We start from the raw sequence: 17,160 nt of genomic DNA, 5'->3' as shown, positions 1-17,160 counted from the left end.
CAGATGTCTTTTTGTGTAAAAAAATATTGGTGTTCCTACACATTTCTGTGTAACAACACCAGATATCATAGACCCGTTCTTTAACCGGTCTCGTCTTTCGACGAGCCGGTTTTATTTTTCTTGCCTTTTGACGCGTCACTATTGACATCTTTTCCTTAGTCTTGTATTCTTTAGTCAACCTTTGAGAAATAGTAGAAACCAATAGTTTTCAAGAGAGACAGCGGTAGGTGCAAGCTGTTAGCTATTTTTTTGAATCCCTCTCATCGTAGACAGCAAAAGCTTTCGCTGAAGTTGTCCGGTGGTCAGCCGTTATTTTGATAAACAAGGGCAGTAAGCAGTTACTGAACTTGGGTGGTACCGCGATTCGTCTTTTCGTCCCAAGATTATGGGATAAAAAGGCTTTTTTTTATGGAAAAATTAAGGAGGAAGAAAACATGTTAGATATGAAATTGTTACGTCAAGACTTTGAAACGGTGACCCAACGTTTGGCCACGCGTGGGGTAAAAGCAGAAACCCTCGCTGAATTTAAAATTTTGGATGAAGAGCGCCGGAAGTTATTAGTGCAAACGGAAGAAAAGAAACAATACCGCAACACCGTTTCCCAAGAAATCGCCCAATTAAAACGGGCCAAAGAAAATGCTGACGCTAAAATTGCCGAAATGAAAGCCCTCGGGGAAAATATTAAAGCGTTAGACGAAGAACTAGCCGCCATTGACGAAAAATTAAACTACATCGCGGTGCGTTTACCTAATCTGCCCCACGCTGATGTACCGGTGGGAGCTGATGAAGACGCCAACGTAGAAAAAAGACGAATTGGCACGCCAAAAACATTTGCACAGGATGCGAAAAATCACTGGGAAGTCGCCGAAGCTTTAGGTATTTTAGATTTTGAACGGGGGGCTAAAGTTTCTGGGAGTCGCTTTGTTTATTATAAAGGCTTAGGCGCTCGTTTAGAACGCGCCGTTTACAATTATATGTTAGACATGCACGTCTATGAACAAGGCTACACGGAAATGATTACCCCTTACCTAGTGAACGATCAGTCCATGTTTGGTACGGGACAATTCCCTAAATTTAAAGAAGACGTCTTCCAAATTACCAACGAAGGCCAAGACTTGACGTTAATTCCTACTGCGGAAGTACCTTTGACTAACTACTACGCCCAAGAAATTTTAAATGAAGAGCAATTACCTGTCTACTTCACAGCGTTATCGCCTTCTTTCCGTTCTGAAGCGGGTAGTGCCGGGCGGGATACTCGCGGCTTAATTCGCCTCCACCAATTTAACAAAGTGGAAATGGTGAAATTTGCCAAGCCGGAAGAATCTTACAACGAATTAGAAAAAATGGTGACTAACGCTGAAGATATCTTAAAAGGTTTAAATCTTCCTTACCGCGTCATTACTTTAAGCACTGGCGACATGGGCTTTTCAGCCGCTAAAACCTATGACCTAGAAGTCTGGATGCCGGCCCAAGATACTTACCGGGAAATTTCTAGCTGTTCCAACTGTGAAGACTTCCAAGCACGCCGCGCCATGATTCGTTTTAGAGATCACGACGGCAAAGTCCGTTACCTTCACACCTTAAATGGTTCTGGTTTAGCTGTCGGCCGGACAGTAGCGGCAATTTTAGAAAACTACCAAAATGAAGATGGCTCCGTAACGATTCCCGAACCGCTAGTCAAATACATGGGTGGTTTAACCCAAATTACCAAATAAGCACCTTGCAAAACTGTAAGACAAACTTAAGAAATTTCCTCGTTTCCATGATTGAAAAAAACACCTAAAAATGTTACAGTTAGATTACATTTTCAAGACAAAACCAAATCAGTGGAGAAAGATTGTGAGAATAAATGAACGAAACGAATCTTAGTCGGCGCGCCCAATACCATAGTAAAAAGCCTAAGAAAAAGCGCGGCGGCGGCCTGAGTAAATTGATTGCGGTCTTAGTGACGGTGGTAATTTTAGTCAGTGCCTTAGGATTATTTATGTGGCACACCCAAGAGGAAAAGGCGAAAGAGACTTTCCAAGCTAAAGCCAGCGAGTTGCAGACTTCCGTACAAAAGGATTTGGAAAAATCCGGCATTCCTTTGACGCCACAAACGAAAGGCGATTGGGAAAATCAAGTTATCTCCTTCTTACCTACTGAAGAAAACGCCGCCGTGGATAATTTGACCGGGGAGCTAGACAGCTTAGTCAAAACGGCCCAGAAAAAATTAGGCGATCAACTGGGGCGCGTCATCGCCTACATCGATGTGCACCACGTCACCGATCAACTGACGGAATATTTGCCAACGGCGACGCTTTATACGTGGAACAAGAGCAAAGAATCCTTCACTGAAAAAGATTTTACTAGTGAAAACGTCTCTTACATCAACCAAAGCACGCAGCAAGCTTTAACCGCGGCTGACCTTTTCCCCGAGCGGGCTGATCTTTTAGGGATGTTTAGCGTGTTACAACAAAAAATCTTAGATCAAAGTGCTGACGGGAGTAAAGTTATCGATGCGGTGTTGAACTTAGCACGTCCCACGACGGACGATTTAAACTTCACTTACGCGGCAGATAAAATCACCGTGCATTTAGGGGAAAACGAAACGGGTGTTAGCGACGTAGAAATTCCTTTTACCGATATTTCACCTTACGTCAACAGTTCTTTTGTGGATCCCGCCAACTTAACGGATCCTAACGCGCAACTTGATCCTAATAAAAAATATATCGCTTTAACCTTTGATGACGGTCCTAGCGCCGCTTATACGCCTCAACTTTTACAAACGTTAGAAAGTAACGACGTGAAAGCAACCTTCTTTACCGTCGGGGAAAACGTCAGCGGCAACGAAGCTATTTTGCAAAAGATTTTAGCTGATGGCAACGAAATCGGCAATCACTCTTGGGATCACCCCGATTTAGCGAGTCTTGCTACCGAAGCCGTGGAAAAAGAAATTCGCGATACTAGTAAAGCTATTTATTTGGCCACTGGTCAGCTCCCTCATCTCGTTCGTCCGCCTTATGGCTCAGCCAATGCGGAAACGGCCGAAGCGATTGGTTTGCCGATTATCAATTGGAATTTAGATTCCACTGACTGGGAACTCCAAGGCAACCCTAGCGCCATTCAACAAAAAGTTTTAGGAAATGCTTATAACGGCGCCATCATTTTGATTCATGATATTCATGAATCCAGCGTCCAAGCTGTTCCTGGAATTATTGAATCGTTAAAAGCAGAAGGCTACGAGTTCGTTACCGTCAGCCAACTACTGGGGGGAACGAAACCTTTATACCAATACTTTGGTTTATATCAAGGGAAAAATGATAGTCGTTTAGTTAAATAGTGTAAAATAAAAAGTCTTTGCAGCCACAGCTGCAAAGACTTTTTTGTGCTTTTTATTCTCGTGAATAGTTAGGCGCTTCTTTAGTGATTTGAACGTCGTGGGGATGGGATTCCCGCAAGCCGTTACCACTCATTTGGACAAATTGCGCGTTGTCCCGTAATTCTTTTAAGTCCGCCGCACCGACATAACCCATCCCAGCCCGTAAACCACCCAGTAATTGGAAGATGATGTCAGCAGCACTTCCTTTATAAGCCACCCGACCTTCAATGCCTTCAGGAACTAATTTGTTCGCTTCATTGACACCACTTTGGAAGTAACGATCGCTGGAGCCTTTTTCCATCGCCCCTAAAGAACCCATGCCACGATACGTTTTAAAACGACGCCCTTGATAAATTTCAAATTCCCCTGGTGATTCATCGGTACCAGCTAACATACTCCCTAGCATCACCGCGTGACCGCCGGCTGCCAGAGCTTTCACGATATCGCCAGAATATTTAATCCCGCCATCCGCGATAATCGCTTTGCCGTATTGCCGAGCAACACTGGCGGCGTCATAAATGGCTGTCAATTGGGGAACCCCCACACCCGCCACAATCCGCGTCGTACAAATGGACCCAGGGCCGATGCCGACTTTCACTACATCCACACCGACATCGTACAAGGCTTTCGTTGCTTCTGCGGTGGCGACGTTGCCGGCAATTAAAGTGGCCGCCGGGAAAGTTTCGCGAATTTCTTTGATTTTTCTGATGACCCCGGCGCTATGACCGTGAGCCGTATCAATGATAATCGCATCCGCTCCCGCATCTAACAAGGCTTTGGCGCGGTCAAAGGTATCACTAGTGACCCCGACAGCCCCAGCCACCAGTAAGCGGCCATGAGCATCTTTAGCGGCATTTGGAAATTGAATCACGCGTTCGATATCTTTAATCGTAATTAAACCACTTAAACGACCTTGGTCATCCACTAAAGGTAATTTTTCAATTTTATGTTGTTGGAGAATTTTTTCAGCTTCTTCAAGGGAAGTGCCCACTGGCGCCGTGACTAGTTCTTCTTTGGTCATGACTTCAGAAATTTTCAAACCATAATCCGTAATAAAACGCATATCCCGGTTGGTTAAAATCCCTACTAAGCGGCGATTTTCTAAAGTTTCAACAATTGGCACCCCGCTAATCCGGTATTTACCCATTAAATGTTCAGCATCGGCAACAATACTATCCGGTGTTAAAAAGAAAGGATCGATAATCACGCCACTTTCAGAACGTTTCACCTTGCGCACTTCATCGGCTTGATCTTCAATGGACATATTTTTGTGAATGACCCCTAGACCCCCTTGACGCGCCATGGCGATGGCCATTTTGCTATCGGTGACGGTATCCATCGAGGCACTCATGATGGGAATATTTAACTTCAAATTCTTCGCTAATTGCACACTTAAATCTACTTCGTTGGGCAAGACATGACTTTCGGCAGGAATCAATAAAACATCATCAAAAGTTAAGCCTTTTTTTGCAAATTTCGTTTCCCAGTTAGACATTGGCTGAAAACACTCCCTTTTAATTTTATTGACTAAAATAGCAGAAAAAAAAATTAAAGTCAACGCATCTTGCTTATTTTCTCTTGTTTTCTCATAAAACTTTCGGTTTCTCCTAAACATGCTATCACAGCTTGCCGGCAATACTGGTAAAAAATTATGCCCACTATATTGTTATTTCTAAGTTTGCACCCTTGACGGTAGCCGTGATACTCACTAAAATGCAAGGTGCGTTGTCTATCCTTTGTGCAGTTTCTAAAAAAATTTGTGAAAATAAAAGACAACGCCTTAAAATATTTTACAGAAGAAGGATTATTATGAAGCGCTGGCAAAAAATTACTGGGCTTAGCCTCGCCCTCTCCCTTATTTTCTTAGGAATTTTTTTCTTTTATCCCCGCCTGGGGGACAAACCAAAAGTTACCGCAGCTACTACCACGAGTGGTCCCCAAGACTTTTGGATCATTTCGGATAACCATCTATTGGCCCGCAGTCTTTTTGATGACGGCGAAGCCTTTACTAAAATTAGTAAAACTACCGCGGGGAAAGATCTCCTTTACGATGAAGACTTAACGGTTGCTTTAGTAGCCAAAGCTTTAAAAGAAAAACCTCAAGGCATCATTTTAACTGGTGACCTTACTTTAAACGGTGAAAAGGAAAGCTTAAAAGCCTTAGCTAAAATTTTTGCCCCTTTAAAAGCTGCCGGCATCGCCCTGTTAGCGATTCCGGGGAATCATGATTTGTACGACGGTTGGGCTCGTGCTTTTCAAGGGGACAAACAAGTCGTGGTGGATCAAATTTCTCCGCAAGATTTTACAGACATTTTGCCTGATGGCTTTACCCACAGTCAGAGTCGCGATGAAAAATCCCTCAGCTACACGATTGACTTTGGCACGTATCGCTTTTTTATGATGGACAGCACCATTCACACGATTGAACCTTCTAAGCACGTGCCGATTACGGCAGGCCATTTCACGGATGAGACCCTCGCATGGCTAGAAGAACAACTGGCTGCCGCACAAAAAGCTGGTAAGACACCCCTGATGTTTCTCCATCATAATTTATTGCCCCACAATCCCCGCATGACGAAAGGTTGGGTCTTAAATAACGCCGATGAAGTCTTGCCTTTAATGACAAAGTATCACGTCCCAGTGGCTTTTGCCGGTCACATTCACTTACAAGATATTATGGCCAACCAAGAAGAAAATTTTTACGAAGTCCTGACTTCTTCTTTTAGTATCGTGGAAAGTCACATTGGTCATTTACGCTTAACCGCAGATAGCTTGCAGTACCAAGTAGAAAATTTTGATCCCACCCCCTACTTCACGAAAGAGCAGCTGCAAAATCCTGATTTGGCCGACTACCCCACCTACATCCATGACCTTTTCAAAAAAGATCAAGAGAATCTTGCCTATCAACAGCTCTTTGCCCAAGATATTTACGATGAAAAGATTACCGACCCGATTGCGGAACTTTTTGGCGAAGCCCATGTGCGTTACTTTACAGGCAATAATACCCTCAGTGCCGCCGAAATTGCTAAAATTAAAGCCAGTCCAGCCTATCAATTGGCGGAAAAATACGATTTTGCGAAAAATCTAGCAAGTTCTTTTACCGATAGTAATACTCCTAATAATCAGGAATTAAAACTAACGATTCCCCACTAAAATTTTTTAAAAGCGGTGGTGCTAGTAGCCTGCAACTTCAAAAAATAAGCCTGAATTTCCTAAAATTGCTTTTAATTTTTGTGAAGTTTCGGCTTATTTCCGCAAAAATTGCTGCTGACACTCCGTTTAGGGGAAAGCCACTATGTTTTCCAAAAAAAGTAAAGTTCGCTACACTGAACTTAGTAAAACCATTAGGAGGAAAGCCCGATGAAATCTTTTGCCCTTAAGGAATACGGTAGTCCAGCAGTTTTTTATGAATGGTCCCACGCGCCTAAGCCTTTAAAAGAGACGCAAGTCCGCATTCAAATTGTAGCTTTTGGTGTGAATCCTTACGATACTTACTTGCGCCAAGGTAAAATGCAAGACGTCCGACCGTTAAAATTTCCCGCGGTCTTAGGTTCTGATTTAGCCGGAATCATTACGGAAGTAGGCAGTGCCGTGCACAGTTTCAAAGTCGGGGATGAAGTCGTGGCGGTGGTGCCCCTAAGAGCTTATAGTGAAGAAATCGTTACGGCCGTCACCCATGTGGTGAAAAAGCCCCGCTCCGTCGCCTTTACTACGGCTGCCGCCCTCCCTACTGCCGGAATTGCTGCCTACAATCTCTTTTACCACATGTTGGAAAATTATCTCCGCCAAACTATTTTTATTGCCGGGGGTACGGGAAGTGTAGGGAGCCTCTTAACCCAACTGGCGCTGCAAAATAATTTTCAAGTTTTTGCTAGTGGTAACTCCGCCAACCGCTCTCAGCTAGTGGCGCTAGGCTTAAAGCCCGAAAATTATTTTCCTTATGACCAGGCAGGTACCGTACCTCCAGCCGTGGATATTTTTGTTGATGCCACCAAAGGAAGTCGCGGGATGGCTTTAGGGTTAAAAATTTTAAAAGAAAACGGCACGTACATCGCCTTAAACGCCTTACCGCAAGAGACGCAACAAGCCCAACTACCCCAAGCAAAATTTTTACCATTAGGACAGGATAAGTCTTGGTCTAGTACGGAAGCCTTGCAAGAATTATTGCAAGCGTTGGGTCAGAAACGACTCCACCTGCCCTTAGATGAAGTTCTGCCCTTCACTTTAGCTGGTGTAAAAACCGCCCACGAAAAAATTGAAAAAGGCGCCAACCGCGGTAGAATTGTGGTGGCTCGCTAACTGAAAAAAGCGTTCCCCAACGGTAATCTCCGTTGGGGAACGCTTTTTTTTTGCATAAATGATGTACTAGAAGTAACTCCACTTGTTTGTTTAACGGGTAAAGAAGGAACCTTGAATGTTAAAGGTTTTCTTGAACCAGAAGCGGAAGGCTAAGACGACTAAACCAGCCGCAACGACAATTGCTGGGTTCAATACTGGGTTGATGGCTGCTGGCAAGAACATGGAGCCGGTGTAAACGAGAATCCAGACAATCATGGCGCCCACTAAAATCAACATGGACTTCCACATTTTAGGCCGTTTGCTTTGATCAGCACCAGGCCGTTCGTACTGATAAATCCATTGGTACAAGAAGTAGAAAATCAAACCACCAGTAGCCGAAGTGGCTAACAAGGAAAGAATCCCAGAAGCCATGCTACTTTCTTTAGTGAAGAGGCTGACCCCACCGGTTAAAACGGCTAACATGGCAAAGAACAACAGCGTGTTATCCAACCACATCATCCACGCCGGATTTTTTTTCACTTCTTTTGGTTTGCTTAAAATAGCTTGCACTTGTTCAGAGACCGTCCCAAATTGTTGGCGGGCCGTTTGCCCCGTTTTTTGTCCCTCCACTAAGGCGGGCAAAATGTCATGTAAAGCCACGACAATGTCTTCTTCCGACAAATTAGCGGCAGTTAGGGCCTTGTTTAAGTCAAAAATATATTGTTCATTACGTTTGGTTAATTTTTCAGCCAGGCTACGATTTTCCGCAACATATTGGCGTAAAGTTTCTCCATCCAAAAGGCTTTCCTCCTCAATCTTTTTCATGATGCTATTATAACACAGCTCGTCACGGGAAAAGAAGAGACTTTAGACATTAAAGCGGAAGAGCATGACGTCGCCGTCTTGCACTACGTATTCTTTTCCTTCTGAACGCACGCGGCCGGCTTCTTTGGCGGCTTGCATCGTTTGATAATGATCTAAATCAGCAAAAGAAACCGTCTCGGCGCGAATAAAGCCCCGCTCAAAGTCAGAGTGAATAATCCCCGCTGCTTGTGGCGCTTTCATGCCTTTTTTAAAAGTCCAGGCCCGCACTTCTTGGACACCAGCGGTAAAGTAAGTGGCTAGACCTAACAAATCATAAGCCGCGCGAATTAATTTATCCAAACCAGATTCTTGAATCCCTAAAGCTTCTAAGAATTCTCCTTTATCTTCGTCATCTAACTCGGCAATTTCTTCTTCAGCTTCCGCACAAACAGCAATCACTTCAGAATTTTCAGTGGCGGCAAATTCTTTCACCGCTTGGACATAATGATTGCTATCAGGATCAGCCACATCATCTTCTGCGACGTTAGCCACGTAAAGCACTGGTTTAGCCGTTAATAAAAAGAAACCTTTTAAAATCTTTTGTTCTTCTTCGTCTAGTTCGACACTGCGGGCTGATTTGCCTTCTTCTAGTACGGGTTTAATTTTGCTTAAGACATTAAACTCCGCCAGCGCTTGTTTATCTTTCGTTTTAGCAACTTTCGCCACTTTTTCGTAGCGTTTAGCAATGGATTCTAAATCCGCTAAGACTAATTCTAAATTAATCGTTTCAACATCAGCAATGGGGTCGATGCGCCCTTCCACGTGAGTAATATTGGGATCATCAAAACACCGCACCACGTGACAAATGGCATCCACTTGGCGAATGTGGGACAAAAATTGGTTCCCTAGTCCTTCCCCTTTACTAGCACCTTTCACAATACCGGCGATGTCGGTAAATTCAAAAGTGGTGGGGACTGTTTTTTTCGGTTGCACAAGTTCCGTCAAACGATTTAAACGCCAATCGGGTACTTCCACCATCCCCACGTTAGGATCAATGGTGGCGAAAGGATAGTTAGCCGCTTCCGCTCCTGCTTTGGTAATTGCGTTAAAAAGTGTCGATTTGCCGACGTTCGGTAAGCCGACAATTCCGGCAGTTAAAGCCATAATTTATTCACTACTTTCTTTTTTAATTAAGATTTTTTTCAACTTGCGATTAAAGTCGCGCCGGGTCATCATGACAATGTGCCCGCAGTGGACACACTTGATTTTAATATCGGCCCCCATGCGGATAATTTCCCAACGATTGGTTTGGCAGGCATGGGGCTTTTTCATTTCCACAATGTCTCCTAAGTCGTACATGGTACTCCTCCTAATCTCCTAGTGAAATGTCCAACAACTCTAAAATACGTTGTAAATCCGTCGGTGACAAGTATTCGATTTCGATTTTCCCTTTGTGCTGACCCTCTTTTTCATGAATCACGACACTGGTACCGAATTTGTCCATTAATTTTTCTTCAGAGTCCCGCAAATAAAGCGGTTTTTCTACAGGTGTTTTGCTAGCCGGCGTTGTGTTGGACGGATTGCCGTTCATCTTGTTTACTAAGACTTCCAACTGGCGCACCGTTAAGTTTTCTTTTACGGCACGATTGGCTAAACGAATTAAAGATTTTTTGTCTTTCAAGCCTAAAAGGGTCCGCGCTTGCCCCATGGAAAGAGTTTCGTTTTGCAATAAATCCTTCACTACTTTAGGTAACATCAATAAGCGTAAATAATTGGCGATATACGGCCGACTTTTCCCTAGGCGGGCAGCTAATTCCACTTGCGTTAACTTCAAATTTTTCATGAGCATCTCATAGGCCAGCGCTTCTTCTAATGGCGATAAATCTTCCCGTTGCAGATTTTCTAAGACGGCGACTTGCATCATGCTTTCTTCGTCAAATTCGCGAATGATGGCAGGAATGCTTTCTTTGCCGGCTAATTTGGAAGCGCGGAAACGGCGCTCGCCGGCGATAATTTCATAACCTTTAACTTGCGACTGCCGCACGATAATCGGTTGAAAAACGCCGGACTGTTTGATGGATTTGGCTAACTCACTTAACGCCGTTTCATCAAAAGTTTTCCGCGGCTGGTAAGGGTTGGGACGTAACTCAGCTAAAGGGAGTTCTACGACTTCTTCTTTAGCGACATCTACTTCTTCTAATTTGGCAAAGTCTTGAAATAAAGCATCAATGCCTCGACCTAGTCCTTTATTTTTCGTCACGAGCTAACACTTCCTTTGCTAAAGCTTGATAACTTTCAGCGCCTTTCGAGCGAGGATCATAGTCAATAATCGCTAAACCATGACTAGGAGCTTCTGATAAGCGGACGTTGCGGGGAATGATCGTATCGTACACTCTTTCTTGGAAATATTTCCGCACTTCTTCCACCACTTCGGCTCCTAAGTTGGTGCGGGCATCAAACATGGTGAGTAAAACTCCTTCAATTTGTAAATCAGGATTGAAATGTTTTTGCACTAAACGAATCGTGTTTAGCAGCTGGCTCAATCCTTCTAAAGCATAATACTCACTTTGCACCGGAATCAAAATCGAATCGCTAGCCGTGAAAGAGTTAATAGTTAAATGCCCTAAAGAAGGCGGGCAGTCGATTAAAATGTAATCGTATTGGTCTTGAATTTCCGCCACTGCTGATTTTAAACGGGATTCCCGCGCCATCATGGAGGTTAATTCAATTTCTGCGCCAGCTAGTTGAATCGTCGCCGGTACAATGAATAAATTTTCGCGACTAGTGGGTAAAATAGTTTCTTGAATGGGAAATTCATTGACTAAAATATCGTAAATATCGTTTTTCACATCAGGTTTGCGAATTCCCAGACCGCTAGTGGCGTTCCCTTGGGCATCAATATCAATGAGTAAAACTTTTTTTCCTAAATGGGCTAAACATGCCCCCAAATTGACAGTGGTGGTGGTTTTTCCCACGCCACCTTTTTGGTTGGCAACTGAAATGACACGAGCCATAATTTTCCTCCTTATAAAGGTTGTTTGTTAGGGGTTCCCGCTTTACGGGGATATTTTTTCGGCGTGACTTTCGTCTTTTGAAAAACGAATAGCTCCCGCTCTTCCGCCCCACCTGGTAAAACAAATTTTAAGGTTTCTTGATACGTACCCCCTAAAATTTTTAACGCGTTTTGTGCTTCTTGTAACTCCACTTCCCCTTGTTTGGCTTTCAAGGGAACAAAATAGCCGTTTTCTTTCACGAGGGGCAAACATAACTCGCTTAAAATATTCAAACGCGCCACCGCCCGCGCCGTGACTAAATCATACTGCCCACGATGTTCATTGTTGCGGCCAAAATCTTCAGCCCGACTGTGGTATAAAGAAACATCTTGTAACCCTAGTTCATCCACGACCGTTTGCAAAAAGTTAATCCGCTTATTTAAAGAATCCACGATGGCAATTTTTAACTCAGGAAAAACAATTTTTAATGGGAGACTAGGAAAACCTGCCCCCGCCCCCACGTCACACAAACTTAAATCCTTTTGAAAAACTGCGGCTTGACTCAATAATAAAGAGTCATAAAAATGTTTTAAGTAGACATCTTCTAGGCTAGTTAAAGCCGTTAAATTAATTTTTTCATTCCAAGTAATTAACAATTGGTAATACTGTTGGAATTGCTGCACTTGTAAAGGCGTCAAGGTTATCCCTAAAGTCGCCAGTTGTTGTTGAAATTCCTCTGGTGTCATCACGGCCTCCTTTTCGTGAAACAAAAAAATGTTTCACAAGTCCTTTACTACTTTAACCTAAAAAAATGGTAGATGCAATGACTTAGGTAAAAAATTTAACTTAATTTAGGTCTGAAAAATAATCCGCAGAAAAATTGTTAGTCTGTTAATTTTAGCATTTTATTTTGCACCATTTGGAAAAATTCTCGTGCGGTAGCGCTAGAGCCGTCATAATCAACAGACGTTGCAAAAATATCCAAAACTTGCTGATAGAACAAACCCTCACTAGAGCGAATATCCCGAATACGTTTTTGCAATTATTTGAAATAAGAAAGATTCGAAGTTAGTTTCTCATTATCAAGAGCAGCACCAGTAATCAAAAACTCTTTCAAAATCGTACTAGCATAACGTCTGAATTGAGCCCCCCGTGCAGAACGCACGCGATAACCAATCGCTAAAATCATATCTAGATTATAGACAGTAATCGTTCGCACTATCTTGCGATAAACTACATTGATTACAAGTAAAGACTAACAAACCAAAGTTAATAAATGTCAAAAACATTGGACACCAGTTGGAGGAAAACCATATGCAAAAAAATGATGAAATGTATCAAATGTTTAGTAAACAGGGATTAATGGTGGCTTATATTTATCTATTATTGATTATGGGTGGCTATACTGTGTATCAAGCGCTCCAACAACAAGTCCAACCTTTTTGGACGTTTGTCATCAGTTCCCAAGGTTTGATTTGGACCATCGCCACGCAACTTTTACAAAGACATCGCCTCGGAAAGGGTAGCCTCAGTACTGGTGCCCTGATAACCTTGATTGTAGCCACCGTGACTTTAGTCTTGCTACTAATTGTCTATGGTTTTGTCTTTTGGGTTTGGATGACGAACTAATGAAAAATCAAATCAACACACTCCGCAACCAAGTTGGTCTGACCCAACAAGAGTTAGCCGCCGCTTGTGGTGTATCCCGACAAACGATTAACGCCATTGAAAATGATAAATACGACCCCACTTTAAAATTGGCCTTTGCTTTAGCTCATAGTTTACAGACCACAGTGGATGAGTTGTTTAAACAATAAAGGAGACTTGGTAATGTTATTAGCAGCTATTATCGCCTTTGGCTTGTTAGCCATTTTTACGATTTGTATTGTGATTATGTTAGTCGTGATTGCTCGTGGTGGCGATGAACGGCGAAAAATGATCGTTGATAAAACGGCAGCAACAACTTTGAAGTATGTCGTTATTATCCAAGTGCTTTTATCCGCCATCAATTTAATACAAGGTAAGGATATTTTGACAATGAACGATACCAATACTTTTTCCAACTTAACAACGATTGCTTTTTTCTTCGTCATTGGTCTACTGTATTATAATCGCAAATTTAAAGCTTAAGGGTGTAAGTAGGCACATGACACGCTTAGCAAACTAAATAAGGCTACGAAATGGAGGCTAACCTTCATTTCGTAGCCTTATTTTGATACTTTTTGTTCCACGTGAAACACCTGTTAGCTAACAGATGTTCTAGTTTCTATTGGGCTTTACGGACCAGTTTTCCTTGTTCCAAGTAAACCATCAAAATACTTAAGTCAGCAGGGTTCACACCGCTAATGCGACTAGCTTGGGCTAGGGTTTCTGGTTGAATTTTTTGGAGCTTTTGTCGTGCTTCGGTGGCTAAGCCGTTAATGGTACTGTAGTCTAAATCCGTTGGAATGCGTTTGGCTTCCATCCGTTTGAGTTTGTCGACTTTTTCCAAGGCTTTTTTGATGTAGCCTTCATACTTCAATTGGATCTCCACTTGTTCGATTTCTTTTGCCGTAAGGGCTTTTTCCGGCGCCCCGATTAAAGTAATGACATCGCCATAAGAAATTTCTGGGCGTTTCATAAAATCGCTGGCTAAGACGCCATCTTTTAGTTGGGCGGAGTTGCGTTCTTTCAGTAACGCTTGCACTTCAGCATTGGGTTTGACCCGCACGCTAGACAAGCGGGCAATTTCATTTTCCACCGCTTCTTTTTTAGCTAAGAAAGCTTGGTAGCGTTCATCGTCAATTAAGCCAATTTCATGACCATAACTTGTTAAACGGAAATCCGCATTGTCGTGACGCAAAATCAAACGGTATTCAGCCCGCGAAGTTAATAAACGATAAGGTTCATTGGTGCCTTTGGTGACTAAGTCGTCAATCATCACGCCGATATAGCCTTCGTTGCGCTTCATGACAAAAGGTGCGCGACCTTGCACTTTCAAAGCTGCGTTAATCCCCGCCATTAATCCTTGGCCCGCTGCTTCTTCATAGCCACTGGTGCCGTTGGTTTGGCCGGCAGTGAATAACCCGGCGATAATTTTTGTTTCTAAGCTTGGACGCAATTGGTGGGGTTTTACTACGTCGTACTCAATGGCGTAACCGGTGCGCATCATTTCAGCTTTTTCTAAACCAGCAACGGAGTGGAGCATCTTCACTTGCACTTCTTCTGGCATGGAAGTTGAGAAACCTTGCACGTAGACTTCTTCGGTCTTGCGCCCTTCTGGTTCTAAAAAGAGTTGGTGCCGATTCTTATCGGCAAAACGCACAATTTTATCTTCAATGGATGGGCAGTAACGCGCCCCCACACCTTCCACAATCCCCGTAAACATCGGGGCACGATCTAAGTTTTCCCGAATAATTTCGTGAGTTTTCTCGTTAGTATAGGTTAACCAACAAGGAATCTGTTCTTGTAAATAATTGGCATCGGGGGTGGTGTAACTAAAATGGTTGGGCGTTTTGTCCCCGGGTTGAATTTCAGTTACTGCGTAGTCGATAGTGCTCCCTTTGACCCGCGGCGGTGTCCCGGTTTTAAAACGAGCTAACTCTAAACCGTACTTTTTCAAATTGCCGGAAAGTTTCACGGCTGGTTGCGAATTATTAGGGCCGGAAGAGTACTTCAACTCGCCAATAATAATTTCACCTCGTAAAGCCGTACCCGTGGTAATCACTACGGCCTTGGCGGCATAGCGGGCACCTGTTTGGGTCACCACACCACAGACAGCACCGTCTTCCACGATTAAATCTTCCACGATTCCTTGACGTAAGGTTAAGTTTGCTTGTTGTTCTACCGTGTGTTTCATGCTTTCCGAATAAGCGCGTTTATCCGCTTGTGCTCTTAAAGCGCGCACAGCAGGTCCCTTACCGGTATTTAGCATCCGCATTTGAATATATGTTTTATCAATATTGCGGCCCATTTCCCCACCCAAAGCGTCAATTTCCCGTACCACCACACCTTTAGCCGGTCCACCGACAGAAGGGTTACAAGGCATAAATCCCACCATATCTAAATTAATCGTCATGAGTAAAGTCTGACAACCCATCCGCGCACTAGCTAAAGCCGCTTCACTACCGGCATGTCCAGCACCAACGACAATAACGTCGTAAGCTTCTCCTTGATATTCTTGCATTTTTACTCCTACTTTCCTAAACAGAATTGACTAAACAATTGGGTAATTAATTCATCTGGCGCACTTTCGCCAATGATTTCTCCGAGTTTTTCCCAAGCGCGGGTAAAATCAATTTGCACCAAATCTACAGGCATGCCCGCATTAATGCCCGTAATGACTTCTTCTAAGGCCGTCTGCGCTTCTTCCAACAAGTGAACGTGGCGAATATTAGAGATATACGTGGCGTCTTGGCTTTCAATTTTACCAGCAAAGAAGCGCTCTTGGATTTTTTCTCCTAAGTAATCTAAACCGACATTGGTTAAAACCGAAACCGTCACTAATTCGTCTTGGGGGACCCGTTTTTCTAAGGTACTGAAATCAATTTTCTTAGCTAAATCCATTTTATTTAGTAAGACTAGGCGCTCTTTATCTTTGGTGAGGTCCAATAAATCATCGTCTTCTTTAGTGAGCTCTTCGTTTTGATTTAAGACTAAAAGCACTAAGTCGGCCTCATTTAAAGCCACCATACTGCGTTTCACTCCAATGGCTTCCACCACATCTTCAGTTTCGCGAATGCCGGCAGTGTCGATTAATTTTAAAGGTACGCCCCCGAGATTGACATACTCTTCAATCACATCCCGCGTCGTTCCGGCAATTTCTGTCACAATGGCTTTGTCTTCTTTTAAAAGATAATTTAACAAGGAAGATTTCCCCACATTAGGCCGACCAATAATCGCGGTCTTTAAACCTTCCCGCAAAATTTTTCCTTGGCGGGCGTGTTTTAAAATATTGGCGATGCGCACCTGTAACTCTTGCGCTTTTTCCGCCATCAAGCGACTAGTCAGTTCTTCCACATCTTCATATTCTGGATAGTCGATATTGACTTCTACTTGCGCTAAGGTTTCTAAAATTTCTTGCCGCAAGCTCCCCACTAAATGGGATAAGTTGCCATCCAATTGTTGTAGCGCATTGGCGGCGGCTTTATCGGTTTTTGCCCGAATCAAATCCATCACGGCTTCGGCTTGGGAAAGGTCAATCCGGCCGTTTAAAAAGGCTCGCTTGGTAAATTCCCCTGGTTCGGCTAAGCGCGCTCCTTGCCGCAACAATAATTGTAAAATTTGGTTGACGACGACAATCCCGCCGTGACAATTAATTTCCACCACGTCTTCTCTAGTGAAGGTTTTTGGAGCCAGCATCACCGCTACCATCACTTCATCGACAATTTGTTTTGCCGCAGGATCCACGATATGTCCGTAATGTATGGTATGACTTTGGACTTGTTGCAAATTTTTATTTTTAAATTGGTAGACGGAACTGGCGATTTTCACCGCATCCGGTCCACTTAAACGCACAATACTAATCGCCCCTTCACCTGGTGGCGTTGAAATAGCCGCAATCGTATCAAATTCCAAGATTTCCATCAACGTAGCTCCTTTAATTTTTAGCAACAAAAAAAGCGCACACTCTCCCTGAAATTTTTCAGGAAGAATAGCACTTTCACTGCCACTCAATATTCCGCTACATCTTAGCACGATTTTTTTTTTTTTGCAAGATGGTGCGCCTTTACCTAGCCAAAAATT

Annotated in this window: 16 protein-coding genes, 1 pseudogene and 1 other annotated feature; of the genes and pseudogenes, 7 read left to right on the top strand and 10 right to left on the bottom strand. The window is 43.3% G+C overall.

Annotated features, from left to right (window positions below; genetic code table 11):
- Positions 1-171 precede the first annotated feature (171 nt).
- Positions 172-383 (top strand) — a binding site (T-box leader).
- A gap of 51 nt (positions 384-434) precedes the next feature.
- Both serS and FFM57_RS08310 read left to right on the top strand, forming a co-directional pair.
- The gene (serS, locus tag FFM57_RS08315) at positions 435-1,715 is read left to right on the top strand and encodes a serine--tRNA ligase (RefSeq protein ID WP_137600055.1); all 1,281 of its coding nucleotides are present in this window, start codon (positions 435-437) and stop codon (positions 1,713-1,715) included.
- Between the two features lie 134 nt (positions 1,716-1,849).
- A complete protein-coding gene (locus FFM57_RS08310; protein WP_137600054.1) occupies positions 1,850-3,322 on the top strand; it encodes a polysaccharide deacetylase family protein in 1,473 nt (490 codons plus the stop codon).
- A 52-nt stretch (positions 3,323-3,374) separates the two neighbouring features.
- On the opposite strand, the gene guaB is transcribed toward FFM57_RS08310, so the two are convergent.
- Positions 3,375-4,856 carry an IMP dehydrogenase gene (gene guaB / locus FFM57_RS08305; protein WP_137600053.1) on the bottom strand — a complete coding sequence of 494 codons (1,482 nt, stop codon included), beginning with the start codon at positions 4,854-4,856 and terminating at the stop codon, positions 3,375-3,377.
- Between the two features lie 314 nt (positions 4,857-5,170).
- Between guaB and FFM57_RS08300 the strand changes: the two genes are divergently transcribed.
- Both FFM57_RS08300 and FFM57_RS08295 read left to right on the top strand, forming a co-directional pair.
- Entirely contained in the window at positions 5,171-6,514 is a 1,344-nt protein-coding gene (locus FFM57_RS08300) for a metallophosphoesterase (RefSeq protein ID WP_170999943.1), read from the top strand.
- A 207-nt stretch (positions 6,515-6,721) separates the two neighbouring features.
- Positions 6,722-7,660 (top strand): NADP-dependent oxidoreductase, encoded by a 939-nt coding sequence (locus FFM57_RS08295; RefSeq protein ID WP_137600051.1) that lies wholly within the window; start codon positions 6,722-6,724, stop codon positions 7,658-7,660.
- Positions 7,661-7,750: 90 nt separating this feature from the next.
- Here the strand turns inward: FFM57_RS08295 and FFM57_RS08290 are convergent, their stop codons facing one another.
- From FFM57_RS08290 to rhuM, 7 genes and pseudogenes are all read right to left on the bottom strand, one after another.
- Positions 7,751-8,437 carry a DUF1129 domain-containing protein gene (locus FFM57_RS08290; protein ID WP_137600050.1) on the bottom strand — a complete coding sequence of 229 codons (687 nt, stop codon included), beginning with the start codon at positions 8,435-8,437 and terminating at the stop codon, positions 7,751-7,753.
- A gap of 69 nt (positions 8,438-8,506) precedes the next feature.
- Positions 8,507-9,607 carry a redox-regulated ATPase YchF gene (ychF, locus tag FFM57_RS08285; protein WP_137600049.1) on the bottom strand — a complete coding sequence of 367 codons (1,101 nt, stop codon included), beginning with the start codon at positions 9,605-9,607 and terminating at the stop codon, positions 8,507-8,509.
- Positions 9,608-9,610: 3 nt separating this feature from the next.
- Complete coding sequence (locus FFM57_RS08280) at positions 9,611-9,802, bottom strand: DUF951 domain-containing protein (RefSeq protein WP_137600048.1); 192 nt, start codon at positions 9,800-9,802, stop codon at positions 9,611-9,613.
- A gap of 10 nt (positions 9,803-9,812) precedes the next feature.
- Entirely contained in the window at positions 9,813-10,703 is an 891-nt protein-coding gene (locus FFM57_RS08275) for a ParB/RepB/Spo0J family partition protein (protein WP_137600047.1), read from the bottom strand.
- On the bottom strand, positions 10,690-11,457 hold the full coding sequence (locus FFM57_RS08270) for a ParA family protein (RefSeq protein ID WP_137600046.1): 768 nt from the start codon (positions 11,455-11,457) through the stop codon (positions 10,690-10,692). Before FFM57_RS08270 ends, FFM57_RS08275 begins: the two co-directional genes overlap by 14 nt.
- Positions 11,458-11,468: 11 nt before the next feature.
- Positions 11,469-12,182, bottom strand: coding sequence for a 16S rRNA (guanine(527)-N(7))-methyltransferase RsmG (rsmG, locus tag FFM57_RS08265; RefSeq protein ID WP_137600045.1), 714 nt, complete (start codon positions 12,180-12,182; stop codon positions 11,469-11,471).
- A gap of 155 nt (positions 12,183-12,337) precedes the next feature.
- Positions 12,338-12,652 (bottom strand): annotated as a pseudogene (rhuM, locus tag FFM57_RS08260) (RhuM family protein); the annotation flags it as partial.
- A gap of 98 nt (positions 12,653-12,750) precedes the next feature.
- On the opposite strand from rhuM, the gene FFM57_RS08255 reads away from it, so the two are divergent.
- From FFM57_RS08255 to FFM57_RS08245, 3 genes are read left to right on the top strand one after another with little or no spacing between them, the layout of a single operon-like run.
- The gene (locus FFM57_RS08255) at positions 12,751-13,065 is read left to right on the top strand and encodes a hypothetical protein (protein WP_137600044.1); all 315 of its coding nucleotides are present in this window, start codon (positions 12,751-12,753) and stop codon (positions 13,063-13,065) included.
- Positions 13,065-13,253 carry a helix-turn-helix transcriptional regulator gene (locus FFM57_RS08250; protein WP_137600043.1) on the top strand — a complete coding sequence of 63 codons (189 nt, stop codon included), beginning with the start codon at positions 13,065-13,067 and terminating at the stop codon, positions 13,251-13,253. The genes FFM57_RS08255 and FFM57_RS08250 overlap by 1 nt, the downstream gene beginning before the upstream one ends.
- Positions 13,254-13,266: 13 nt before the next feature.
- Positions 13,267-13,566, top strand: coding sequence for a hypothetical protein (locus FFM57_RS08245; RefSeq protein WP_137600042.1), 300 nt, complete (start codon positions 13,267-13,269; stop codon positions 13,564-13,566).
- Positions 13,567-13,702: 136 nt separating this feature from the next.
- Here the strand turns inward: FFM57_RS08245 and mnmG are convergent, their stop codons facing one another.
- Positions 13,703-15,601: a tRNA uridine-5-carboxymethylaminomethyl(34) synthesis enzyme MnmG gene (gene mnmG / locus FFM57_RS08240; RefSeq protein ID WP_137600041.1), complete on the bottom strand. Its 1,899-nt coding sequence runs from the start codon at positions 15,599-15,601 to the stop codon at positions 13,703-13,705.
- An 8-nt stretch (positions 15,602-15,609) separates the two neighbouring features.
- Positions 15,610-17,004, bottom strand: coding sequence for a tRNA uridine-5-carboxymethylaminomethyl(34) synthesis GTPase MnmE (mnmE, locus tag FFM57_RS08235; RefSeq protein ID WP_170999942.1), 1,395 nt, complete (start codon positions 17,002-17,004; stop codon positions 15,610-15,612).
- Between the last annotated feature and the right edge of the window lie 156 nt (positions 17,005-17,160).

It is taken from the genome of Enterococcus nangangensis, from assembly GCF_005405245.1.
Taxonomy (GTDB): Bacteria; Bacillota; Bacilli; order Lactobacillales; family Enterococcaceae; genus Enterococcus_J; species Enterococcus_J nangangensis.
Note: the sequence above shows the minus strand (reverse complement) of the source record. Positions and strands in the feature narration are given on the sequence as shown.